The organism is Methylobacterium sp. Ger2507 (genome assembly GCF_055231875.1).
Map to the genome: position 1 here is coordinate 1,779,385 of NZ_JBUYVC010000001.1, position 22,436 is coordinate 1,801,820.

Consider the following 22,436-nt stretch of genomic DNA (forward strand, 5'->3'; position numbering starts at 1 on the left):
AACTCATGCGGTTCGCCATCCTCCCGGTCGTGTCGATCCTTCTTGTCGGGAGTTCGTCCGCTTTGGCCCAAGACCGCCTGCCGCCGATACCGGCCGATGCCCTCAGCGCCGAACAGAAGGATGCGGCGGAGGCCTTCCTGGGCGCGCGCCAGACACCGGTGTTCGGGCCGTTCGTGCCGCTGCTGCGCAGTCCCGAATTGATGACCAATGCCAGCACCATGGGCCTGCACCTGCGCTACCGCAGCGTGCTGCCCCTGCGCTTGAGCGAGTTCATCATCCTGATCACCGCCCGGGAATGGACGCAGCAATTGGAGTGGCACATTCACGCGCCGATCGCCCTGAAGGCGGGCCTCGATCCGGCCATCGTCGCGGCGATTCAGGAAGGCCGGCGGCCGGACGCGATGGGCCCAGAGGAGACGCTGGTCTACGCGTTCTCGACGGAATTGCACCACAACAAGGCGGTCAGCGACACCACCTACGCGCGTGCGGTTCAGACCTTCGGCGAGCAGGCCGCCGTGGAGATGGCGGGGATCAATGGCTACTACACGCTGCTCGCCATGAGCATGAACATGGCGCGGACGGCGCTCCCCGAGGGCGTATCGCCGCCCCTGCCGCCCCTGATCAGGTAGAGGGCTATGGCGTCGATCCTGGCGACGGGGTGGGTTGATCGACCTTCGGCTTGGCGCCAATGCGGCGACGTATCTGCGTCCAGCCTCCGCTTGACGTCGCACCGCGACGTCGCCGGTCGTCACACCGATGGCTGCGACAAGCCAATCTTTGGCGCCCAAGCTCGAGCGATCACCGGCTTGATGTCGATTGCAGATTCAGGCGGTGCCAATGGCGAAGGCCACCGGCGCTGGAACGTCGGCCGCGAGGCGCCTGATCGCCTCGATGACGATCGGATTCAACGCCGGGTCGGAATGAGCGCCGCGACGGCGATCAGCAACCAGCCCCCCATCAGCAGGACGCCACCGATCGGCGCCGCCATGGGAAACAGTGCCGTGCCGTGCAATGCCCGCAGGGCGAGATCGCCGGCGAACAGCGTGAGCCCAAGGACGAGGCCGGCGCCGGCAAGGCGCGTGACCGGCCGATGCGTCGTGCCCGTCGCTGAAAGTGCGGCGAGGGCGAGAAGTGCGGGCGCGTGAAACAGCAGGAACTGCGCCGCGGTCTTCAGGCTGTCGGCCCCGCTGACATGAGCAGAGGCCGCGCTCGCCGCGACGCCGAGGAGCCCGGCGAGGGCGCCGAGCGCCAGGAGGGCGCGATCAAGGCCCTTCATGCGCCGCGCTCCTGGAGCAGCCGGGCGACGCTGGCACGCAGTTCCGGCACGCCGCGATCATCGCGACTCGAGGTGAGCAGGATCTCCGGATAGGCCGCCGGGCGCCGGGCGATGGCAGATTGCACCCCGGCGATGCGGGCATCCATTTCGGATTTCTTCAGCGCGTCGCCCTTGGTCAATACGATCTGGTAGCTCACGGCGGCCTTGTCGAGGCCGTCGAGGACGTCGGTGTCGATGCTTTTCAGGCCGTGGCGCGAATCGATCAGCATGAAGACGCGGGCGAGATTCGATCGACCCTTCAGGTAGTCGTGGATCAGGTCAGTCCAGGCTTCGACCTTGGTCTTCTCCACGGCCGCGTAGCCGTAGCCGGGCATGTCGACCAGGGTGAGCCGGCCGCCGATATCGAAGAAGTTCAGCTGCTGCGTCCGTCCCGGCGTGTGCGACGTCCGCGCCAGGGTATTGCGGCCGGTGAGCGCATTGACGAGGCTCGACTTGCCAACGTTGGAGCGGCCCGCGAACGCGATCTCGACGCCTTTCATCGGCGGCAGGGCGGGCACGTTCGGAGCGGAGGCTATGAAATCGGCTGCACCGGCAAACAGCAGGCGACCGGCCTCCAGCAGGGCGGCATCGTCTTCGGCTTGGGACATCGGGCGGCTCCGGACGAAGGAGAGGGCGTGCCCACCACTCTCGCGAGCCGACACACCGAAAACAGGAAGTCCTCCCCGTTGCGAAACGGAGAGGACCGGGTGGGGAAGCGTCGTCTTGCGTATCGACGAAGCGATCAGCTCTTGGCGACGGCGTTCTTGTCGGCGGTCTTGCGCCGGAACATGCCCCGCAGGTTGTCCCAGAGCTCTACCTTCACCCCGTTCCGTCGCATGATCACGTATTGCTGGATCACCGACAGGGTGTTGTTCCAGGCCCAGTAGATCACCAGACCGGCGGGGAACGAGCCCAGCATGAAGGTGAACACGATCGGCATGAAGGTGAAGATCTGCGCCTGAACCGGGTCCGGCGGCGCGGGGTTCATCTTCATCTGGATGAACATCGTGATGCCCATGATGATGGGCCAGATGCCGAGGTGAATGAAGTCGGGTGCCGCGAAGGGAAGCAGGCCGAACAGGTTGAGGATATTGGTCGGATCGGGCGCCGCCAGATCCTGGATCCACCCGAAGAACGGCGCGTGCCGCATTTCGATGGTGATGAACAGGACCTTGTACAGCGCGAAGAAGACCGGGATCTGGATCAGCACCGGCCAGCAGCCGGCAACCGGATTGATCTTCTCCTTCTTGTACAGCTCCATCATCGCCTGCTGCTGTTTCATCTTGTCGTCAGCATAGCGCTCGCGGATCGAAGCCATCTCGGGCTGCACGGCCTTCATCTTGGCCATGGACTGATAGGACTTGTTGGCGATCGGCAGGAACAGCAGCTTCAGGCAGAGGGTCACCACCAGGATCGCGATGCCGAAATTGCCGAACAGGTGGAAGAAGAAGTCCAGTGCCCGGAACATCGGCTTGGTGATGAAGTGGAACCAGCCCCAGTCGATCAGTAGGTCGAACTGCTTGATGTTCTGGTTCGCCTGATAGGCGTTGATGGTGTTCACTTCCTTCGCACCGGCGAAGAGCTGCTGCGTCGTGGTCACGGAGGCGCCAGGCTGAACCACCTGGACGTTGCCGAGGACATTGGCCTGGTAGACCTTGGTGGCACCGTCGGTCCGCTCGGTGAAGCTACCGGTATAGGGCGTCGCCTGGTCGGGAATGGCAGCCGCGGCCCAGTACTTGTCGGTGATGCCGACGAAGCCGCCGGTCACGCCCGTCCAGGTCTTTCCCTTGGTGCTGGCATTGCCGAGCGCCGGTTCCTTGGCGAGGTGATCGTAGGTGTATTCCTGCAGGCCGTCGGCGCCGAGCACGCCGATCATGCCTTCGTGCAGCACGTAATAACCCTGGGTGTGCGGCTTACCCCAGCGCGAGACGAGGCTGTAGGGATAGAGACTGACGGCGTTGCCGCCCTTGTTCTCGACCTCGTCGCGAACCGTGAACAGGAACTTGTCGTCCACCGCGATGATGCGCTTGAACAACAGACCGGCGCCGTTGTCGTAGCTCAGCGTGACCGGCTTGCCCGGTGCCAGGGTGTTGGCGTCGGCCGTCCACACCGTATCGCCATTGGGCAGCGGCCCGGCATTCTGACCGACCCAGCCGAATTCGGCGTAGTACGGATTCTCGGTGCCGGTGGGCGAGAGCAGGACGATATTCGGGCTCTTGTCGTCGACGGTCTCGTGGTAATTCTTCAACGAGACGTCATCGATGCGCCCGCCCTTCAGGGCGATGGAGCCGGCCAGCGCCGGCGTATCGATGGTCACCCGCGGCGAGCGAGCAATCGCGGTTTCACGCGAGACAATGCCGCCGGCGCTCGAAGCGCCCGGCAGGGTGCCGGGGACGGGACTGGCCGGGCCGCCTTCCTTCGGACTTGCGCTCGGCACGCCGTCCGGACCGGCAGCCTGACCCGTCGCTTCCGTCGCTGCCTTGTTCTGCAAGGTGGCCTGGCGTTGCTGCTCCACGCGTGGGGCGGCGATGAAGTAGTTCCAGCCGAGCAGGACCGCCAGCGATAAGGCGATCGCGACGATCATGTTCGTCTTGTCATTACCCATCGGTTGGTCCGTCGCATGCGTTGGGAAGTGGGGAGGGCGCGTTCGCGCGAGCCGGTCCGGGACCGGGCACCGCGACGGAGGCCGTCGCGCCCGAGGCCAATACCGGAGCCGTCGCCGATGCGCCAGACGCAGGCGCGCCTTTGCCGCGTCCGCGCCGGCCGGGACGCGACTCCGCCGGGTCGGATTTCGGGCCCTGCGGCTTGGTCACGACCGAGACGGCGCGGCGCAGATCGTCGATGAGAGTCGCGAAAGGGGCATGCAGTGCCGGTCGTCGGGCCACCAGCACCACATCGGCCGGGCGGACCGGCAGGTCGCCAGCGGCCTGCGTCACGGCAGCACGAAGACGCCGCCGGATGCGATTGCGCTCCGTGGCGTGACCGACGCGCTTCGTAATGGTGAAACCGATTCGCAGTCCGTCGCCGGGCTGAGCGTGGGTTGAACCGTCCAGAGACGGGTCCACGGCACGGATCAGGCCCTGTGCCGATAGACGTTCGTTGTGGAAACGACGCCCGCTGGCAGCAGCCAGGAACTCGGAGCGCCGCGTCAGCCTCCCGATCGTCGACAAGGTCGACCCGATCTCGCTGCCGGTCCTGCGGTCCCTGGGTGACATGATGGTGTGGCGCGCCGCCGTGACGGCGCCGCCAAGCTCTTAGGCCGAGAGCTTCTTGCGACCGTGGGCGCGACGGGCAGCGATGACCTTGCGGCCGCCAGCGGTCGCCATGCGGGCACGGAAACCGTGACGGCGCTTACGCACGAGCTTGCTGGGCTGATAGGTTCTCTTCATGGCGCGATCTCCGAATGGCCGAGGATCGATCCGGGCCGCACCGAAGGCCGCGCCGGATATTCACTCGCCCTGAAATGTGTCTGCAAGCGCGAACAGCGCCCATCAAGGGCGCCGCGTCGCGATGGCGCGGCTTATGCGGCAACGACCCCTGCAAGTCAATTCCAGATGACCGTCAGGCGTCGAAATCGGCAAACGGGATCGGTGCCAAGGTCCACTCCCGATTCGCCGCCGAATTGGTCGCGAAGCTCGTCGGCAAGCTGGTCGCTAGGCGCAACCTTTCATTAACCAAGCTGCGGCATCCTGTGATCCTGTTCGGCGATCCCGGACACCGCGCGAACCTCCGGTCCGCACGCCTGGACTCCTCCCGAAACTCGCTTTTCAGGCCGCCCCGAACCGGGCGGCCTTTTTTTCATGGCGCGTGTCTTCGCGAGGGTCTTCGCCAGGGACTTGCACCAAGAACTTGCACCAAGTCCTCTCGCAAGCCTCCGCGCCGGGCGTGCCCTCCGGCGCCCTCCCTTCAGCGGCACCGATCGCCTCAATTAACGTTAACGTCCGGTAAAGGCCGCGTGCCTCGGCGTTCGGCGCTAGAGTTGCGCAACAAGGGACAAGCGCGCCGCTTTCGTCCCACCACGGGACGCATCATCCCGGTTGCGGCACAGGAGGCACTATGAGCGGATACGACGTCATGTTCCGGGACGAGCGCGACTGGGTGAATTTCGGTGACACCTACGTCACATCCGATGCGTTCAAGACGCTCTTCCGCGAGGGCATGACCCTGGTCGAGGAAGCCGCCGCCTATCTCGACGGCACGGGCCGCGAGGAGTCCCGGCTGATGTCCCGAGATGGCACGCTCAGCTACGCCAGCGAGAGCATGCGTCTCACCACCCGCCTGATGCAGATCGCATCCTGGCTTCTGGTGCAGCGCGCCGTCTCGGAAGGGGAGCTGACCCCGGCCGAGGCGATGCAGGAAAAGACCCGCGTCCGGCTGACCACGCCGGAGACTTTCCGCAGCGAGGTATTCGGCGTGCTGCCGCCCACCCTCCAGGATCTCATCGTCCGTTCACGCCGGCTCCACACCCGAATTCTGCATCTGGATGGACTGATCGCCGACGAGCGCCCGTCGCCGCTTCCCCAGGAGAGTCCGGTGGTGGCGCAGCTGAGCCTCCTGCGCTCCGCCTTTGCCCCGGCATCCGCCTCTTGAAGCGACACCGGGGGCCCGGCCACTTGGCCGGGCCGACTGTCCCGCGATGACCCCCGAAACGCAGAACGGGCGGCACTTGAGGTGCCGCCCGTTCTGCATCGGTCCGAAGGTGCTGCCGCGTCGTCGCGGCAGCACGCCGAGATGGCCTTACTTCTTGCCGAAGGACAGAGCACCGAAACGCGAGTTGAAGCGCGAAACGCGACCGCCGCGATCGAGCATCTTCTGCTCGCCACCGGTCCAGGCCGGATGGGTGTTGGGGTCGATGTCGAGGTTGAGGGTGTCACCCTCCTTGCCGTAGGTCGACCGGGTCATGTACTCGGACCCGTCGGTCATCACGACCTTGATGAAGTGGTAGTCGGGATGCTCGGTACCCTTGGCCTTGTCGGCCGCGCTCTTTGCCATGACGAAATCCTTGAATAGCCAAGCCGACCGGCCCGTCTGGCGGCCCGCGGCCATAGATCACGCGCAATCGGATGAAGGCGCGCCTATACCCCACGCACCTTCGCCCGACAAGCGTGCGCCGATCGAAGAGGCCGCCGGTCGGTCGCTTTTCCTTGAAGACCAATGATGACGAGGCACCATGGCTCGCGGCCGTGACAAGAAATCTTCCGGGGAAGCCCGGCCGAAGGCACCGCTGGGTTCGCTGCGCCCGCTGATTCCCTTCGCGATGGTCTATCGCGGCCGGATGCTCGCTGCCTTCCTGGCCTTGCTGGCCGCGTCCGGTGCGACCCTTGTGGTCCCGCTCGCTCTGCGCCGGGTGATCGACCACGGCTTCTCGCCGGAGGGGCAGGGGGTCATCGACACCTACTTTGCGGCGCTGATCGGTGTGGTCGCGGTACTCGCCCTCTCCAGCGGCGCCCGCTACTACACGGTGGTGACGCTGGGCGAGCGGGTTGTGGCGGATCTGCGCACCGCCGTGTTTCGCCGGCTGACCCAGCTCGACCCGGCCTTCTTCGACCGCTCGCTGTCGGGCGAGATCATTTCACGCCTCACGGCGGATGCGACGCAGGTCAAGGCGGTGTTCGGCGTCTCGATCTCGATCCTTCTGCGCAACGCGTTCCTCTTCACCGGGGCGGTCGTGATGATGGTCATCACCAGTCCGAAGCTCTCGATCCTGGTGCTCGCCGCGATTCCCCTGATCGTCTTTCCGCTGATTCTCTCCGGCCGCGGCGTGCGTCGCCGATCGCGGGCCGCGCAGGATCGCCTGGCCGACGCCTCCGCTTACGCGGCCGAAGCGGTGAATGCGATCCGCACCATGCAGGCTTTCGGGATGGGCCGGAGCACGGCCGCCCGATTCGGCGAGGCGTCCGAGAACGCCTACGCGGCGGCCCGTGATTCGATCCAGGCGCGCGCACTGCTGACGGGCGTCGCCATCTTCCTGATCTCGGCCAGCGTCGTCGGCGTGATGTGGTACGGCGCGCAAGGCGTCCTCGCCGGCACCATGACGGCCGGTCAGCTCTCGCAGTTCGTGCTCTACGCCGTGTTCGGGGCGAGCGCGCTGGGGCAGCTCTCGGAAGTCTACGGAGAACTCGCCCAGGCCGCGGGCGCTGCCGAGCGGCTCGGCGAAATCCTGGCGGCCGAGCCGGCGATTCAGGTTCCGGTCGACCCACTTCCGCTGCCGGTTCCGGCGAGGGGCGCGGTCACCTTCGAGTCGATCCGATTCCTTTATCCGGCTCGCCCCGACCACCCGTCCCTGGACGGGATCAGCTTCACCATCGCGCCGGGCGAGCGCGTCGCGCTCGTCGGCCCTTCGGGAGCCGGCAAGACCACGGTGCTGCAACTGCTGCTGCGCTTCTACGATCCGCAGGCAGGCACCATTCGGGTCGATGGCGTCGATATCACGCGCGCCGATCCGGACGCTCTGCGCGAGCGCCTGGCCCTGGTACCGCAGGACCCGACGGTGTTCTCGGGGAGCGTTCTCGACAACATCCGCTACGGGCGCCCGGAGGCGACGGAGGCGCAGGTGCAGCGCGCCGCCGAACTCGCCAACGCGGACGGCTTCATCCAGGCCCTTCCGCAGGGCTATGCCACGACGGTGGGCGAGCGGGGCGTCACCCTGTCCGGCGGCCAGCGCCAGCGCGTCGCCATTGCACGCGCCATCCTGAAGGACGCGCCGATCCTGCTTCTCGACGAGGCGACCTCGGCCCTCGATGCCGAGAGCGAGCGCGCGGTGCAGACGGCCCTCGACACCCTGATGCGCGGGCGCACCACGCTGGTCATCGCGCACCGGCTCGCCACGATCCGCAAGGCCGACCGGATCCTGGTCCTCGACGGGGGCCGAATCGTCGAGAGCGGTACCCACGAGAGCCTGCTGGCGCAGGGCGCGCTCTACGCGCAACTCGCCGCGCTTCAATTCACCGATGCCTACGACGAGACCGCGCGGGGCAAGGAGGCCCGCCCGCGCCTCACGCCCCTTCCGGCGGAGTAGGGTGGACCGGCGCGGGGGTCAGGTCCCTGCGTCGGTCCCGTTCAGCGGGTTGGCGTCGTCCCAGCCGTAGCCGAGCGTTTCGAAACGCATCGATCGCGTGTCGACCATCAGCAGGCGCCCGACCAGGGGCTCGCCGAAATCCGTGATCGTGCGGATGACCTCGAGCGCCATGAAGGATCCCATGATGCCCGCCAGTGCTCCCAGCACGCCGGCCTCGGCGCAGGGGGCGACGCTGCCGGGCGGCGGCGGATTCGGGAACAGGCAGCGATAGGTCGGGTTCGGGCGACCGCGCGCATCGCTCGCATAAGGCTTGAGCGTCGTCAGCGATCCGTCGAAACGCCCGAGGGCCGCCGTCACCAGCGGCCTCCGGGCATGGAAGCACGCATCCGACACGGCGTAGCGGGTGGTGAAGTTGTCGGAGCCATCGGCCACCACGTCATAGGTACCGATGAGGCTCTGCGCGGTCTCCGCCGTGAGCCGCGCCGCGTGGGTCTCCACGGCGACGTGCGGATTGAGGCGGACCACCGCATCGCGCGCGCTCTCCACCTTCAGGCGGCCGATATCGGGGGTCGCGTGGATGACCTGTCGCTGCAGGTTCGACAGGGAGACGACGTCGTCGTCGATGATTCCGATCGTCCCGATCCCGGCCGCCGCGAGATACTGGATCAGCGGCGCGCCGAGGCCGCCGGCGCCGATGACGAGGACGCGGGCGGCCTTCAGACGGGCCTGCCCCGGTCCACCGACCTCCGGCAGGACAAGGTGGCGGGCATAGCGTTCGACTTCGTCGGAGGAGAGGGCCATGCCCCGCAGATAAGCCCGGTCGACGCGGCGCGAAAGACCGCGGGCGAATTGCACCCCCGCGCGCTGGCGCTTATGGCCTGCCCACAGGACATCAAGCGAGAGTCTCGCCCGTGCCGAACGTCGCCCTCGACCACTCCCCGCTCGCCCTTGCCCAGAGCCTGATCCGCTGCCCCTCGGTGACGCCGGAGGAGGGGGGAGCCCTGACCTGGCTCGGCGGCGTCCTTGAGGAGGCCGGGTTCGCGGTCGAGCGCCCGAGATTCTCACAGACCGGCACGCCCGATATCGACAACCTCTACGCCCGCATCGGCACCCGCGCGCCCTACCTGCTGTTTGCCGGGCACACCGACGTGGTGCCGCCGGGTGACCTCGCCCGCTGGCGCCACGGCCCCTTCGCCGGGACGGTCGAGAACGGAATCCTGTACGGGCGCGGGGCCGTCGACATGAAGGGGGGCATCGCCTGCATGCTCGCCGCCGCTCTCGACTATCTCGACGTGGCCGGTCCGACCTTTCCGGGTTCAATCGGATTTCTCATCACCGGCGACGAGGAGGGGCCGGCGATCAATGGGACGGTCAAGCTCCTCGAATGGGCGCGGGCGCGTGGCGAACGCTTCGATCATTGCCTCCTCGGCGAGCCGACCAACCCGGATTCCCTCGGCGACATGATCAAGATCGGCCGGCGCGGCTCGCTCTCGGGACACCTCACGGTGCAGGGCCGACAGGGGCACGTGGCTTATCCGGATCTGGCCGAGAACCCGATTCCCGGCCTCCTTCGCCTCGCCAGAGCCTTGCTGGCCGAACCACTCGATGGCGGAACCCAGCATTTCGGCGCCTCGAACCTGGAATTCACCACCCTCGACGTCGGCAACACGGCCACCAACGTGATCCCGGCCGAGGCGCACGGCACCTTCAACATCCGCTTCAACGACCGCTGGACCGCCGAGACCCTCGGCGCCGAGATCCGGGCCCGCCTCGACGCGGCCGCCGGCCGGAGCGTGCGCTATCATCTCGACCTGCTGCCCTCGAATTCGCCGGCCTTCCTCACCGAGCCGGATGCCTTCACCGAACTCGTCGCCGGCGCCATCGCCACCGAGACCGGCCGCCGTCCGGTGCTCTCCACCACGGGCGGCACATCCGACGCCCGATTCATCAAGGAGGCCTGCCCGGTCATCGAGTTCGGCCTCGTCGGCCAGACCATGCACCAGACCGACGAATGCGTTCCGGTGGCCGACCTGAACCGCCTGACGGCGATCTACACGCGCGTGCTGGCGGCGTATTTCGGTCCCGAGGCGATCACCCGGACAGCATGACTCGGCCCTCCGGGGTGGCGGTCTCGCCTCAAGGTTCGGGGGCGGGAGTGGTCAGGTCAGAGTCAGGCCGCTTCCTCTGTCAGTAAATCCACGGGGCTGCTCTTTCCGGCCAGCCGTAGACGCCCGGTGAAGTACCTTTATTTGATGAATTCGAACGAGGGGATCAGTCGCTGGCTGGTTTGCCCGGCAATGTCGAAGACGGCTGCCAGATCACGCGCGATCTCCTGCCGCTGCCGCTTCACGGCTTCCCGGATCGCGATGAAAATGAAGGGCGAGAGTGCTGCGAAGACAGTCGCTCCCAGAATGAAGACGTGAATTGGAAAATTCATTGCGGGCCTATCCATCGCGCGATGCGGCACGCACCGGGTGTTCGCGATGATGTCTAATTCCCACGGTATTTCAACTTAAAGTAAAATGTATTGCCTTTAGATTGTCGAAACTCCGTATTCCACACCCACAAGCGTGAGGCCGCAGGCCGGCGCCAACGGCCCGCAGCGGCTGCGGTCGCGGCTCGCGAGGATATCGGAGACGTCGTCGGCGGTGATCCGGCCGCTGCCGGCCAGCATCAGGGTACCGACCATCGAGCGGACCTGATGGTGCAGGAAGGCGCGGGCCGAGGTGGCGACGACGATCTCGTCGTGCAGGCCCATCGGCATCGCGACGACATCGAGCTGATCCAGGGTCCGCACCGGGCTCTTCGCCTGGCACTCGGCGGCCCGGAAGGCCGTAAAGTCGTGCAGGCCGAGAAGGCGCGTGGCCGCCGCCTGCATCAGCGCGACGTCGAGGGGCCAGGGCACCTGCCAGACATGGGCACGGTTCAGCACCGGCGGGCTGCGTCGGTTGAGGATGCGGTAGCGATAGTGCCGGCGGGTGGCGGAGTGGCGGGCGTTGAAATCCCCGGCGACGATCTCCGCGCTGAGGATCGCCACCGGGTGCGGGCGCAGGTGTGCATTGAGCGCGTCGCGCACCACATCGGTCCGCCAAGCCTTCGCGAGATTGAGATGGGCGACTTGGTGCGTGGCGTGGACGCCCGTATCGGTGCGGCCGGCGCAGGTGAGGCCGGAGACCTCTCCGGAGAAGCGCGTGACGGCGGCCTCGATCGCCGCCTGAACCGAGGGCTGCGATGTCTGTCGCTGCCAACCGCAGAACGGCGAACCGTCATACTCGACGATGAGCTTGTAGCGCGGCATCAGGCCTGCTCCGGGCGGGTCATGCCAATGCCGTTCCGGGCGTCGCGTGGGTGCCGCGCACGAACTCGGCTCCGGTGGAAACGCCACCCTTGCCGGCCCGGCGCAACGCGCGAAGGCGCACGGCCCCGTCTCCGCAGGCGATCGTCGCCTCGAGGTCTAGAAGGGTGCCGGGCGCCCCTGATCCGGACACGGCCGCGGCCGACACGGCTTCAGCCGATAGGACTTTCACACGCTCCAGCCCCTTGCCGAAATCGGCTTCGAAGAAGGCCCCGGGAAACGGCGACAGGCCGTTGATGTGATTGGCGATCTCGCGCGCCGGTCGGGTCCAGTCGATGCGGGCTTCGTCGTTGGTGATCTTATGGGCGTAGACCACGCCGCTCTCGGATTGCGGCGTGAAGGTGAGCGCGCCGCGTTCCAGGGTCTGCAGCGCCTCACCCATCAGGTCGGCGCCCAGCGGCATCAGTGCGTCGTGGAGCTGCCCCGCGGTCATACCGGGCGTGATGGGGCAGTGCGCTTCCATCGCCACCGGGCCGGTATCCAGGCCGGCTTCCATGCGCATGATGCCGACGCCGCTCATCGCGTCGCCCGCCATGATGGCCCGCTGGATCGGGGCAGCGCCGCGCCAGCGCGGCAGCAGGGAGCCGTGCAGGTTCAGACAACCGTGGCGCGGCTGGTCCAGTAGGGCCTGCGGCAACAGCAGGCCGTAGGCCACCACCACGGCGACGTCGGCATCATGGCTCCCGAAGGTCGCGGAGGCCTCGGGCGTCTTCAGGCTGGCGGGCGTCAGCACCGGCAGGTCGAGGCGCTCGGCCATCGCCTGCACGGGGGAGGGTTTCAGTGCCATGCCGCGCCCGGCCTTCGCCGGCGCACGGGTGTAGACCGCCACGATGCTGTGTCCGTCGGCCGCGAGGCGCGCGAGGGTCGGCACGGCGAAATCCGGCGTGCCCATGAAGACGACGCGCATGGCTCTTGGTCTCCGCCCTTCAGGGGCTCCGGCGCCCGGAGCTTCCGGTTTCTGCCCGGCTCGGCAGTCCGGGTGTCCGGTCTTGGCAGCATTCCGCGTTCGGGCGTCAGACGCCGTCGCGCTTGGCGGCCTTGGCGAACTTCTTCATCACCCGGTCGCGCTTCAGCTTCGACAGGTGGTCGATGAACAGAACCCCGTCGAGGTGGTCGATCTCGTGCTGGATGCAGGTGGCGAGCAGGCCGTCCGCCTCGATCTCCTGCTCCTGGCCCTCGAGGTCGCGGAAGCGCACCCGGACCCGGTCGGGCCGCTCGACCTCACCGTAATATTCGGGGATCGAGAGGCAGCCTTCATCGTAGATCCGCTTCTCCTCCGAGGCCCAGACGATCTCCGGGTTGAGAAAAACCTGCGGCTGGCGGTCGTTCTCGTCCTTCGAGGTGTCGATGGTGACGACACGCTTCGGCATGCCGATCTGGATTGCCGCGAGACCGACGCCGGGTGCGTCATACATTGTCTCCAGCATGTCGGCGGCGAGCGTCCGGATCTCGTCCGTCACGGAGCCCACCGGCTCGGAGGCTAGGCGCAAGCGCGCGTCGGGCAGGATCACGAGGGGACGGATGGTCATGGGGCGATCGGACTTGGACTGGGGTGCGGGGCCGGCGGCTGCCTGAACCCCCGCAGATACGGGCGCGTCACAGGCCGGTCAAATGCCGGGGTGGGACCGGACGAACGACGAGGCTCAGAACGGCGTACGGCTGCGGATCGCCGCGGTCAGCGTCCCTTCGTCGAGGTAGTCGAGCTCCCCGCCCACCGGTACGCCATGGGCCAGCCGGGTGACCTTCAGGTTGTGCGCCTTCAGGGACTCCGTGACGTAATGGGCTGTTGTCTGCCCATCCACGGTGGCGTTCAGCGCCAGGATGATCTCACGCATGGCCGGATCGGCGGCGCGGGCCACGAGGCTATCGAGGTTGAGGTGCTCCGGTCGTACGCCGTCGAGGGCCGAGAGCACGCCTCCGAGCACGTGATAGCGCGCCGTCACCGCCCCCGAGCGCTCCAGCGCCCAAAGGTCGGAGACGTCTTCGACCACCACGAGCGTCGTCGGGTCGCGGCTCTCGTCGCAGCAGATCGTGCAGGGGTCGCGCGTATCGACGTTGCCGCAGGCGTGGCAGACGACGATGCGCTCCGACGCCACCCGCATGGCGTCGGCCAGAGGAGCCAGCAGCGTCTCGCGCTTCTTGATGAGCTGCAGGGCGGCGCGGCGCGCAGACCGAGGCCCGAGGCCCGGCATCCGGGCCAGGAGCTGAATCAGGCGCTCGATCTCGGGACCGGCGACGGCTTGTGCCATGGATGAACAATCTCGTGACGGTTGAGACGCCCACACGGCACAATGCGTAGGACGTGGCAGGAACAGGCGAGGCGGCAGTGGAGGATCGATCTGCCCGGTCGCGCCCGTTTCGTTCCGAAGCTCTGAGATAGGGGGTTCGCGGCCGGATTTCGCCCCCCGGACGGGCCGAAACGCTGCGAAATGCACCGCTTCGGCGGCCCGATTCAAGCTCCACTCAGCAACTCACCTTCGTCGTGTGGATTTTTTTGTCAGCCAACGGGAAAGTTGACGGCAGACGATCTGCCTTTATGCAGAGGACGCGCGGTCGTGGAGCGGAGAACCTGCGTGCGGTGGACCTGACCAACCGTGCGGACGCTTCGGGACTGAACGAATCTGGAGAAGCCGCCAAGGCTTCCCGCGATGTGGCGGCGACGCGATCAGGTGACCAAGGAGAGACGACAGTGACCCAGACCGGTGCGTACAATCCCGCCCATGGCGCCGAGGCTATCGGCCTGCGCAATCTGAAGGCGCTTCACTGGAACCTCGACGTGCCCCGGCTCTACGAGGAGGCCCTGGCCCGCGGCGAGGGACAGCTGGCCCGCGGGGGCGCCTTCGTGGCGACCACGGGCTCGCATACGGGCCGTTCGCCGAAGGACAAATTCGTCGTGCGCGACGCCGCCACCGAGAACGAGATCTGGTGGGACAACAACGGTGCGATCACGCCCGAACAGTTCGAGACCCTGTATGCGGACTTCCTCGCCCATGCCGAGGGTCGCGAGCTTTTCGCCCAGGACCTGCGGGGCGGCGCCGACCCGGCGCACGGCGTCAATGCCCGGGTGTTCACCGAACTCGCCTGGCACTCGCTCTTCATCCGCAACCTGCTGATCCGGCCTGACCGCGCCACCCTCGAATCCTACGTGCCCGAGGTGACGATCATCGACCTGCCGAGCTTCCAGGCCGAGCCGCACCGGCACGGCTGCCGCTCGAAGACCGTCATCGCCATCGATTTCGCGCGCAAGCTCGTCCTCATCGGCGGCTCGGCCTATGCCGGCGAGATGAAGAAGTCGGTCTTCACCTACCTCAACTACATCTTGCCGAAAGCCGGCGTGATGCCGATGCACTGCTCAGCCAACGCGGCCCTCGACGAGGCTGGCGACTCGGCGCTGTTCTTCGGTCTCTCCGGCACCGGCAAGACAACGCTCTCCAACGATTCCTCACGCCAGCTTCTCGGTGACGACGAGCACGGCTGGAGCCGGGATGGCATCTTCAACTTCGAGGGCGGTTGCTACGCCAAGACGATCCGCCTCTCGCGCAATGCCGAACCGGAGATCTACGCCACCACCGAGCGCTTCGGCACGGTGATGGAGAACGTGGTGATCGACCCCGAAACCCGGGTCCCGGATTTCGACGATGCCTCGCTCACCGAGAACACCCGCTGCGCCTACCCGCTCGATTTCATCGCCAATGCGAGCGCGACGGGCCGGGCGGCGCACCCCAGGAACATCGTCATGCTGACCTGTGACGCCTTCGGGGTGATGCCGCCGATCGCGAAGCTGACCGGCGCAGAGGCGATGTACCACTTCCTCTCCGGCTACACCGCCAAGGTCGCCGGAACCGAGCGGGGCCTGACTGCGCCCGAGGCGACGTTTTCGACCTGCTTCGGTGCCCCGTTCATGCCCCGCCATCCCAGCGTCTACGGCAACCTGTTGCGCGACCTGATCGCTCACCATGCGGTCGATTGCTGGCTCGTGAATACCGGCTGGACCGGGGGCGGCGTCGGCACGGGCCGACGCATGCCGATCCGCGTCACCCGCCGCCTGCTCACGGCCGCTCTGGAAGGTTCGCTGGCGCATGTCGCGTTCCGTCGCGATCCCTATTTCGGCTTCCAGGTGCCGGTGGCGGTGCCGGGAGTCGAGACGGAGGTGCTGTCGCCGGTCGAGACCTGGAACAACAAGCCGGCATTCCAAGAGACCGCGACCCGGCTCGTGACCATGTTCCAGGAGAACTTCAAGCGCTTCGCAGCCCATGTCGACGCGGATGTGCGCGCCGCCGAGCCGGTGCTCTCGGCCGCAGCCTGACAGGTACCCCGGGGCGCGGAGGAGCCCTCCGCGTCCTGGTCCGAGCGTCTCGCCCCGCAGACCGTGTCCGTCCGATCCCGATCAGGGGTCGTCGGTCGGAGATGGGTCGACGAGGACGTCGGGCGCGTTCTCGCGCGCCTCCCGGAACACGACGCCGACCTCGTTCTCCCCGTGCCAGATCGTCCGCGCACGATAGGTCTGGTCGCTCGAATCCAGGAAAAGATCGAAGGCCTCTGGAGCCGTCACCGGCGTGCAGAAGACCACGCGGGCGCCGACCGGAGACAGGTTCCGGATCAGGCAGGGCTCGGTTTCGGCCGATGCCTGTTTCAGGGCGGCGCGCCCGGCCAGGTGGGTCTCGGCGCGGACCATCTTGCGTTGCTCATCCATGCCGCCAGGAAGCATCGACAACTGTTAAGAGCTCGCCACCGCGATCGTCAAAACCAGTGCCTACCCGAGAGTTGTTCTCGCTATCCAGAGCGCGCGGGCCGATGCTCGCCGTGAGCGGTTGCCTGCGGACGAGGCTCGGAAGCCTTTTGGGCCAGATCGCGATAGGCCCCACGTCCGAGCGTGCTTGTCCGACCGAGCATTCCCGCCGAACCAACTGTGCTTCAAGATGCGAAACAACGTCGGGATTTGGCGTCCCGACAAGGAAGCGTGGCCGCTCTGTTTGAGCCCACCGGCACGAAGCGGTTGTGGTCGGGGCTAAAGTCCAGTCTGCCTTGAGCCAAGAACGATCCGTCGCCCTTAGAACAACTTCATGCCGGGCGGGATCGGCAGACCCTTGGTCAGCTCGGCCATCCGCTCGGCCGCCACCTGTTCGGCCTTGCCGCGTGCGTCGTTGACGGCGGCGACGATCAGATCCTCGAGGATTTCGCGCTCGTCGGGGATCAGCATCGCGGGATCGAGCTGTACGCCCTTCACCAAACCCTTGGCCGTCATCGTCACCCGTACGGCCCCACCGCCCGAGGCACCCGAGACCTCGACGGTGTCGAGTTCTTCCTGCAGGGAGGCCATCTTCTCCTGCATGGCCTGAGCTTGCTTCATGATACCCATCAGGTCGCGCATCGGGTCTGTCCTCTCTCGTTCCGAAACCGGGATGGATCACATCTGGGGCGCGGCGGCCCCTGAGGCTATGCCTCGTCGTCGGGCTCGTCGCGTTCGGCCTCGCCGGTAACGGCAGCCTCGGCCGCGGGCGAGACCTCCGGCGCCTTGTCGCGGACATCGACGATCTGCGCGCCCGGGAACCGTGCCATCACCTCGCGCACCAGCGGATGTGCGGCGGCGTTCTGATGGCGCGTCTCGGTGGCGGCGCGTGCCGTTGCGTCGAGGGTCGGCTCGCCGGCCTCTTTGGACAGGGCGACGATCCAGCGCCGGCCGGTCCAGGCGTCGAGGGCCCTGGCGAGGTCGTTGGCGATGCTCTGACGGCCGCCCTCCGCCAGGCGGAACTCGATGCGGCCTTCCTCGAAACGGACCAAGTGGACTTCGCGCTCCAGGGCCATCTTCAGGCCGATATCGCGCTTGGTGTCGGCCAGCGCGACGACATCGGTGAATCGCAGGAGGCGTGGCCCCTCGGGCTGTGGAGCCGGGGTCGGGCTGATCATGGCCGGTCGCGATGCGCCTCCGCCGGCGGCCATCGCCAAGGGGGGGCGCGGCGACGCCTCGGCCGAGAAGCGCGGGATCGGCGGCAGGGCCGGGCGGGCATCCGCCATTGCCGGCCCGGAGAATGATGGGGCCGGCGACGGGGTCGGCGAGAGATCTTGCGAACGGACGGGGGCGGTGTTCGAGCCGGCAGCGGACGGGTTCGGCGCGGCGGCCGGCGCGGCGAGGGCCTGCGCCTTCATCTGACGCAGGGCCTCGTCCGGGGTCGGCAGGTCGGCCGCGTAGGCCAGCCGCACCAGCGCCATCTCGGCCGCTGCCAGGGGCCGCGTCGCCGTCTGGACCTCTGGGATCGCCTTCAGCAGGATCTGCCAGGCCCGCGACAGCACCCGCACCGAAAGCGTCTGGGCGAACGCACGGCCGCGCTCGCGCTCCGCCTCGCTCAGGGTCGGGTCGGCGGCGGCTTCGTCGGGCACCAGCTTGAGCCGGGTGACCAGGTGGGTGAAGCTGGCAAGGTCGGAGAGGATCACGGCCGGATCGGCGCCGGCCTCGTATTGGCCGCGCACCTCCGAGAAGGTGGCCGGAATGTCGCCGCGCATCACCGCCTGGAACAGGTCGACGATGCGGCCGCGATCGGCGAGCCCGAGCATGTCGCGCACGCTCTGGGCGCTGACGAGGCCAGCCCCATGCGCGATGGCCTGGTCCAGGAGCGAGAGGGCGTCGCGAACCGAGCCCTCGGCCGCCCGGGTGATCGCCGCCAGTGCCTCCGCGTCGGCCTCCACGTTCTCGGCGGCACAGATGCGGGCGAGATGCCCGACCAGTGTCTCGGCCTCGACGCGGCGCAGGTCGAAGCGCTGGCAGCGAGACAGGATGGTCACCGGCACCTTGCGGATCTCGGTGGTGGCGAACACGAACTTGGCGTGCGGCGGGGGCTCCTCCAGCGTCTTGAGGAAGGCGTTGAACGCCTTCTCCGAGAGCATGTGGACCTCATCGACGATGTAGACCTTGTAGCGGGCCTCGGACGGCGAGTAGCGGATGCCGTCGATGATCCCGCGCACGTCGTCGATGCCGGTATGGGAGGCCGCATCCATCTCCAGCACGTCCATGTGCCGGGATTCCATGATCGCCCGGCAATGTCGGCCGAGTTCCGGCATCGCGATGGTCGGACCGGTATCGGGGTGTCCGTCGCGGACATAGTTCAGCCCGCGGGCCAGGATGCGGGCCGTGGTGGTCTTGCCGACGCCGCGGACGCCGGTCAGCATCCAGGCCTGTGGAATGCGATTGGCCGCGAAGGCATTGGCGAGCGTCCGCACCATGGCGCCCTGGCCGATCAGATCGTCGAAATTCTGGGGGCGGTACTTGCGGGCCAGCACCCGGTAGGGCGTGGCCGCCGGCGCAGGCTCGGGAAGACCAGGCAGGAGCCCGGAATCGCTCATAGGGCCGGAGGTCGCGTCCATGCCGCCTTGCTGGGTTGGTGCGGCTCCGGTCGGAGGGTGCCGCCACGCGAGCCCGAGGCATCGATCGAGGTGGGAGGCTGGACGAAGACCCGCTCGGTCTCGTTAGGGCTGCTTCCTTCCGGACCTGACCCGGTTGGCGAGTGAAACGTCCCTCGCCAACCTCCCAGGCGCTATATGGCCGGGCTGTGCGGCGGATGCAAGCCGGCGAAGACAGGAACCGATGGACGGCCTCCGGCCCGGATCGGCATGCCTGGAAATTGCCCGATCCGCGCGCGAGCCTTGATGGTCTTGGCCCACGATCCGAGCCGGAGTCCATCGATGACGCGACCATTCACCCACGCCCTGGCGCTGCTGCCCTGCCTGATGATCGCATCCGTCGCGTCGGCGGCGGAGAAAGCCCCGTGGGTCTGGGCGGGCAGCTACGTCTACGAGCATGACGGTAGCCGGACGGTGGGCGGCTCGCCGATCGTGGTCACCTATCGTCTCGACATCGCTCCGGGCCGGGGCAACCGCGACTGCGTGCTACGGATCGAAGGGTTCCAGACCAACGAGACCATCGTCTGCAAAGCCGCAGGCACGCTGGACAGCATAACGGTGTCCTTCCACACCTTCGGTGACGGCCGCATCGTCAACGCCTCCGGCACGCGTCTGTACGACGTCGGAACGAATCTGTTCGAGATACGCCGGGTCGGCGAGGACGTTTCGACCCAGTGGCGGGCCCTGAATCCGAGCGGTGCCGGCTCGTCCGCACCGGCCGGCACCTCCTTCGCCCGCAAGGGCTGACGGCTCGCAGGGCGGGCCGGCTCGCCTGTCGGCTGCGGACTATTCGGCCTTGCGCTTCACGATCGCGAAGGTCTTCGGGTCGAGTTCCAGGTCGAACTGCTTGCCGTTCGCGTCGATGGCGTCATCCACCTCGATCTCGTCGTCCTCGACCTCGATCTTCTTCCACTTGGTGAAGCCTTCCTGCTTCAGCACGGCTTCGATCTTGGTCTGCTCGTCTGGAGTCGGCATCCGGTCTGCGAAGGCGGAACCAGTGAATGCGAGGCCGAGAGCGATGGCGGCGAGGCCGGTGATCTTGATCGACATGATGTCTCCTTACCGTTGGAGGAACTGTTCCTGCCCCTCCCGAACCGCCGAGCGAGGACGAGGTTCCTGCCGCCGTCCTTGGAGTCGTGCGTCTTACGGTTGTGTGCGGGTGAACTGCCCCCTAGGGTCATCCGATCTTCCAGCCGGGGTCGGTCCAGCATGGTCACGCGCGTCGCCACCGTGGCCTTCGAGGGCATCGAGGCGCGAGCCGTCGATGTTCAGGTCCAGATCGCCCCGGGAATCGTCGCCTTCACGGTGGTGGGCCTCGCCGACAAGGCCGTGGCGGAGTCCCGCGAGCGGGTGCGCTCGGCGCTGATCGCCTCCGGCCTCGCGCTTCCGGCCAAGCGCATCACCGTCAATCTCGCCCCGGCCGATCTGCCCAAGGAGGGGTCGCATTACGACCTGCCGATCGCGCTGGCGGTGATGGGGGCGATCGGCGCCCTGCCGGCCGATGCGCTGGCGGGGTATTGCGTCCTCGGGGAACTCGCCCTCGACGGAACGATCACCGCCGTTTCGGGCGTCCTGCCCGCCGCGATGGCGGCCAACGCCCTCGGCCTCGGGCTGATCTGCCCGGCCGCGACCGGACCGGAGGCGGCCTGGGCGGGCGGTGACCTCGACGTGCTGGCGCCGCGCTCGCTGATCCAGCTTGCCAATCACTTCAAAGGTACCCAGGTCATGGCCCGGCCCGAACCGGCGATCGCCGCGCCGGGCGCCGCCCTTCCGGACCTGCGGGACATCAAGGGCCAAGAGGGCGCCAAGCGCGCGCTCGAGATCGCGGCGGCCGGCGGGCACAATCTTTTGATGAACGGGCCGCCCGGGGCCGGAAAGTCGATGCTGGCCGCGCGCCTGCCCTCGATCCTGCCGCCGCTGGCACCGCGCGAACTTCTCGAAGTCTCGATGATCCAGTCGGTGGCGGGCGAACTGAAGGACGGCGCTCTTTCGAGCCGGCGCCCGTTTCGCCAGCCGCACCATTCCGCCTCGATGGCGGCCCTGGTCGGCGGCGGCATCAATGCCCGCCCGGGCGAGGCATCGCTGGCCCATGGCGGCGTGCTGTTCCTCGACGAGTTGCCCGAGTTCACGCCGCAGGTGCTCGATTCGCTGCGCCAACCGATGGAGACCGGCACGATCATGATCGCGCGGGCCAATCATCGCGTGACCTATCCGGCCCGCTTCCAGCTCATCGCCGCGATGAACCCGTGCCGGTGCGGTCAGGCGCTGGAGCCGGGCTATGCCTGTCGCAAGGGGCCGAATGCGCGCTGCATCGCACAGTATGGTGCCCGCATCTCGGGGCCGCTCCTCGATCGCATCGACCTGCGCATCGAGGTCGGCGCGGTCACGGCCGCGGACCTGATCCTGCCGCCGCCCCCGGAGGGGTCCGCCGAGATGGCGGCGCGGGTTGCGGTCGCCCGCGCGTTGCAGACCCGGCGCTACGCCGCACACGAGGCTGCTGGATCGTTCACCAATGCAACCTGTCCGCCCCCGGTGATCGAGGAGGTCGCGGCCCCCGATGCCGAGGGCGCCGCGCTGATCCGCTCGGCCGCCGAGACCATGCGGCTGTCGGCGCGCGGCTTCCACCGCACGCTGCGGGTCGCCCGAACCTTGGCCGACCTCGACGGGGAGGCTCGCGTGCGCCGCATCCACCTGGCCGAGGCCCTGTCCTATCGCGGACGCTCGGATCAGCCGGCGGCGGCGTGATGCGCCACCGGATGGGCCTGCGTGTCCGGACGCCGGAAGTGGTGGCGGGCCAGTGACAGGCCGAGGCCGGACAGGGTCAGAAGATCGCAGGTGAGGCCGAAGACCGAGCCGACGAGAAGGTTGTGCCCGGCCCAGCACAGACTGGCGCCGACGAAGAACCGCCGCATCGCCTGTGGATCGCCCTGAAGCCGGGCCGCGGTTGCCAGCAGGGTGCCGAGCCCGGCGCAGGCCGAGGGCCAGCCGTTCCAGGTGATCACCGTCAGGCTTGCGGCCATCAGGGTGGTGGCCGCGAAGAGCGGGGCAACCCAGGCCGCTCGGCCGGTCGGTCGGATGGCCTGCACCGAGACAAGGTTTTGCAGGAGGGCGATGCCGCACATCGCCGTGCCGGTCAGAGCACCGAGATGCAGATAGTGAAGGCCGAAGCAGGCGGCACAGGCCGCGGAGGCGAGGAGCATTCCATGCCGATGGGGCATGATTCCGGCGATGAAGCCGAGGAGGAGACCGAGGGTCCCGAACAGGTCGAGGTGAAGTTTCGCGGCATCCCAGAGGCTCTGGGCGAGGACGGTGACGGCCATGGTTTGCGCTCGAACGGCGCAGGAGCGCGCCGC

24 protein-coding genes and 1 other RNA gene are annotated in these 22,436 nt (G+C 67.7%); 7 read left to right on the forward strand and 18 right to left on the reverse strand.

Going from position 1 to position 22,436, the window contains the following annotated elements; translation table 11 throughout:
• The first annotated feature begins 5 nt into the window (after positions 1-5).
• On the forward strand, positions 6-629 hold the full coding sequence (locus ACV7NL_RS08295; protein WP_463355383.1) for a carboxymuconolactone decarboxylase family protein: 624 nt from the start codon (positions 6-8) through the stop codon (positions 627-629).
• A gap of 275 nt (positions 630-904) precedes the next feature.
• Here the strand turns inward: ACV7NL_RS08295 and ACV7NL_RS08300 are convergent, their stop codons facing one another.
• The 5 genes from ACV7NL_RS08300 to rpmH form a co-directional block, all read right to left on the reverse strand.
• Complete coding sequence (locus ACV7NL_RS08300; protein WP_056484154.1) at positions 905-1,276, reverse strand: DUF423 domain-containing protein; 372 nt, start codon at positions 1,274-1,276, stop codon at positions 905-907.
• A complete protein-coding gene (yihA, locus tag ACV7NL_RS08305) occupies positions 1,273-1,923 on the reverse strand; it encodes a ribosome biogenesis GTP-binding protein YihA/YsxC (protein WP_056179514.1) in 651 nt (216 codons plus the stop codon). Before yihA ends, ACV7NL_RS08300 begins: the two co-directional genes overlap by 4 nt.
• A 134-nt stretch (positions 1,924-2,057) precedes the next feature.
• On the reverse strand, positions 2,058-3,920 hold the full coding sequence (gene yidC / locus ACV7NL_RS08310) for a membrane protein insertase YidC (RefSeq protein WP_463355384.1): 1,863 nt from the start codon (positions 3,918-3,920) through the stop codon (positions 2,058-2,060).
• Positions 3,913-4,485: a ribonuclease P protein component gene (gene rnpA / locus ACV7NL_RS08315; protein WP_463355385.1), complete on the reverse strand. Its 573-nt coding sequence runs from the start codon at positions 4,483-4,485 to the stop codon at positions 3,913-3,915. Before rnpA ends, yidC begins: the two co-directional genes overlap by 8 nt.
• A gap of 84 nt (positions 4,486-4,569) precedes the next feature.
• The gene (gene rpmH, locus ACV7NL_RS08320) at positions 4,570-4,704 is read right to left on the reverse strand and encodes a 50S ribosomal protein L34 (RefSeq protein WP_055947927.1); all 135 of its coding nucleotides are present in this window, start codon (positions 4,702-4,704) and stop codon (positions 4,570-4,572) included.
• Between the two features lie 667 nt (positions 4,705-5,371).
• On the opposite strand from rpmH, the gene rcdA reads away from it, so the two are divergent.
• Positions 5,372-5,905: a protease adaptor protein RcdA gene (gene rcdA, locus ACV7NL_RS08325; RefSeq protein WP_056179522.1), complete on the forward strand. Its 534-nt coding sequence runs from the start codon at positions 5,372-5,374 to the stop codon at positions 5,903-5,905.
• A 147-nt stretch (positions 5,906-6,052) separates the two neighbouring features.
• On the opposite strand, the gene rpmE is transcribed toward rcdA, so the two are convergent.
• Positions 6,053-6,307 carry a 50S ribosomal protein L31 gene (rpmE, locus tag ACV7NL_RS08330; protein ID WP_055948879.1) on the reverse strand — a complete coding sequence of 85 codons (255 nt, stop codon included), beginning with the start codon at positions 6,305-6,307 and terminating at the stop codon, positions 6,053-6,055.
• A gap of 178 nt (positions 6,308-6,485) precedes the next feature.
• Here rpmE and ACV7NL_RS08335 point away from each other — a divergent pair, with 178 nt between their 5' ends.
• Entirely contained in the window at positions 6,486-8,333 is a 1,848-nt protein-coding gene (locus ACV7NL_RS08335) for an ABC transporter transmembrane domain-containing protein (protein ID WP_056484160.1), read from the forward strand.
• Positions 8,334-8,351: 18 nt separating this feature from the next.
• On the opposite strand, the gene ACV7NL_RS08340 is transcribed toward ACV7NL_RS08335, so the two are convergent.
• A complete protein-coding gene (locus tag ACV7NL_RS08340; protein WP_056484578.1) occupies positions 8,352-9,134 on the reverse strand; it encodes a HesA/MoeB/ThiF family protein in 783 nt (260 codons plus the stop codon).
• Positions 9,135-9,244: 110 nt separating this feature from the next.
• Here ACV7NL_RS08340 and dapE point away from each other — a divergent pair, with 110 nt between their 5' ends.
• The gene (gene dapE / locus ACV7NL_RS08345) at positions 9,245-10,441 is read left to right on the forward strand and encodes a succinyl-diaminopimelate desuccinylase (RefSeq protein ID WP_056484163.1); all 1,197 of its coding nucleotides are present in this window, start codon (positions 9,245-9,247) and stop codon (positions 10,439-10,441) included.
• Between the two features lie 137 nt (positions 10,442-10,578).
• On the opposite strand, the gene ACV7NL_RS08350 is transcribed toward dapE, so the two are convergent.
• From ACV7NL_RS08350 to recR, 5 genes are all read right to left on the reverse strand, one after another.
• On the reverse strand, positions 10,579-10,770 hold the full coding sequence (locus ACV7NL_RS08350; RefSeq protein ID WP_056484166.1) for a hypothetical protein: 192 nt from the start codon (positions 10,768-10,770) through the stop codon (positions 10,579-10,581).
• A 96-nt stretch (positions 10,771-10,866) separates the two neighbouring features.
• Complete coding sequence (truA, locus tag ACV7NL_RS08355) at positions 10,867-11,631, reverse strand: tRNA pseudouridine(38-40) synthase TruA (RefSeq protein ID WP_056484169.1); 765 nt, start codon at positions 11,629-11,631, stop codon at positions 10,867-10,869.
• A gap of 19 nt (positions 11,632-11,650) precedes the next feature.
• Positions 11,651-12,595: a methionyl-tRNA formyltransferase gene (fmt, locus tag ACV7NL_RS08360; protein WP_463355386.1), complete on the reverse strand. Its 945-nt coding sequence runs from the start codon at positions 12,593-12,595 to the stop codon at positions 11,651-11,653.
• 106 nt (positions 12,596-12,701) lie between these two features.
• Complete coding sequence (locus tag ACV7NL_RS08365) at positions 12,702-13,217, reverse strand: peptide deformylase (RefSeq protein WP_463355387.1); 516 nt, start codon at positions 13,215-13,217, stop codon at positions 12,702-12,704.
• A 114-nt stretch (positions 13,218-13,331) separates the two neighbouring features.
• On the reverse strand, positions 13,332-13,937 hold the full coding sequence (recR, locus tag ACV7NL_RS08370) for a recombination mediator RecR (protein ID WP_463355388.1): 606 nt from the start codon (positions 13,935-13,937) through the stop codon (positions 13,332-13,334).
• A gap of 440 nt (positions 13,938-14,377) precedes the next feature.
• Here recR and ACV7NL_RS08375 point away from each other — a divergent pair, with 440 nt between their 5' ends.
• Positions 14,378-15,994, forward strand: a complete 1,617-nt coding sequence (locus ACV7NL_RS08375; RefSeq protein ID WP_463355389.1) for a phosphoenolpyruvate carboxykinase — start codon at positions 14,378-14,380, stop codon at positions 15,992-15,994.
• Positions 15,995-16,075: 81 nt separating this feature from the next.
• On the opposite strand, the gene ACV7NL_RS08380 is transcribed toward ACV7NL_RS08375, so the two are convergent.
• The 4 genes from ACV7NL_RS08380 to ffs form a co-directional block, all read right to left on the reverse strand.
• Positions 16,076-16,381, reverse strand: coding sequence for a hypothetical protein (locus ACV7NL_RS08380; RefSeq protein ID WP_056179552.1), 306 nt, complete (start codon positions 16,379-16,381; stop codon positions 16,076-16,078).
• A gap of 357 nt (positions 16,382-16,738) precedes the next feature.
• Positions 16,739-17,059 carry a YbaB/EbfC family nucleoid-associated protein gene (locus ACV7NL_RS08385; RefSeq protein WP_463355390.1) on the reverse strand — a complete coding sequence of 107 codons (321 nt, stop codon included), beginning with the start codon at positions 17,057-17,059 and terminating at the stop codon, positions 16,739-16,741.
• A gap of 65 nt (positions 17,060-17,124) precedes the next feature.
• Positions 17,125-19,047: a DNA polymerase III subunit gamma/tau gene (locus ACV7NL_RS08390; protein ID WP_463355391.1), complete on the reverse strand. Its 1,923-nt coding sequence runs from the start codon at positions 19,045-19,047 to the stop codon at positions 17,125-17,127.
• Between the two features lie 68 nt (positions 19,048-19,115).
• Positions 19,116-19,212, reverse strand: an RNA gene (ffs, locus tag ACV7NL_RS08395) — signal recognition particle sRNA small type.
• A 153-nt stretch (positions 19,213-19,365) separates the two neighbouring features.
• On the opposite strand from ffs, the gene ACV7NL_RS08400 reads away from it, so the two are divergent.
• A complete protein-coding gene (locus ACV7NL_RS08400) occupies positions 19,366-19,830 on the forward strand; it encodes a DUF5991 domain-containing protein (protein ID WP_463355392.1) in 465 nt (154 codons plus the stop codon).
• Positions 19,831-19,869: 39 nt separating this feature from the next.
• Here the strand turns inward: ACV7NL_RS08400 and ACV7NL_RS08405 are convergent, their stop codons facing one another.
• On the reverse strand, positions 19,870-20,133 hold the full coding sequence (locus tag ACV7NL_RS08405; protein ID WP_156633762.1) for a PepSY domain-containing protein: 264 nt from the start codon (positions 20,131-20,133) through the stop codon (positions 19,870-19,872).
• A gap of 159 nt (positions 20,134-20,292) precedes the next feature.
• Here ACV7NL_RS08405 and ACV7NL_RS08410 point away from each other — a divergent pair, with 159 nt between their 5' ends.
• Entirely contained in the window at positions 20,293-21,828 is a 1,536-nt protein-coding gene (locus tag ACV7NL_RS08410; RefSeq protein WP_056179565.1) for a YifB family Mg chelatase-like AAA ATPase, read from the forward strand.
• On the opposite strand, the gene ACV7NL_RS08415 is transcribed toward ACV7NL_RS08410, so the two are convergent.
• Positions 21,810-22,403 (reverse strand): YgjV family protein, encoded by a 594-nt coding sequence (locus ACV7NL_RS08415; protein WP_463355393.1) that lies wholly within the window; start codon positions 22,401-22,403, stop codon positions 21,810-21,812. The two genes, ACV7NL_RS08410 and ACV7NL_RS08415, sit on opposite strands and share 19 nt — an antisense overlap.
• Positions 22,404-22,436: the final 33 nt, after the last annotated feature.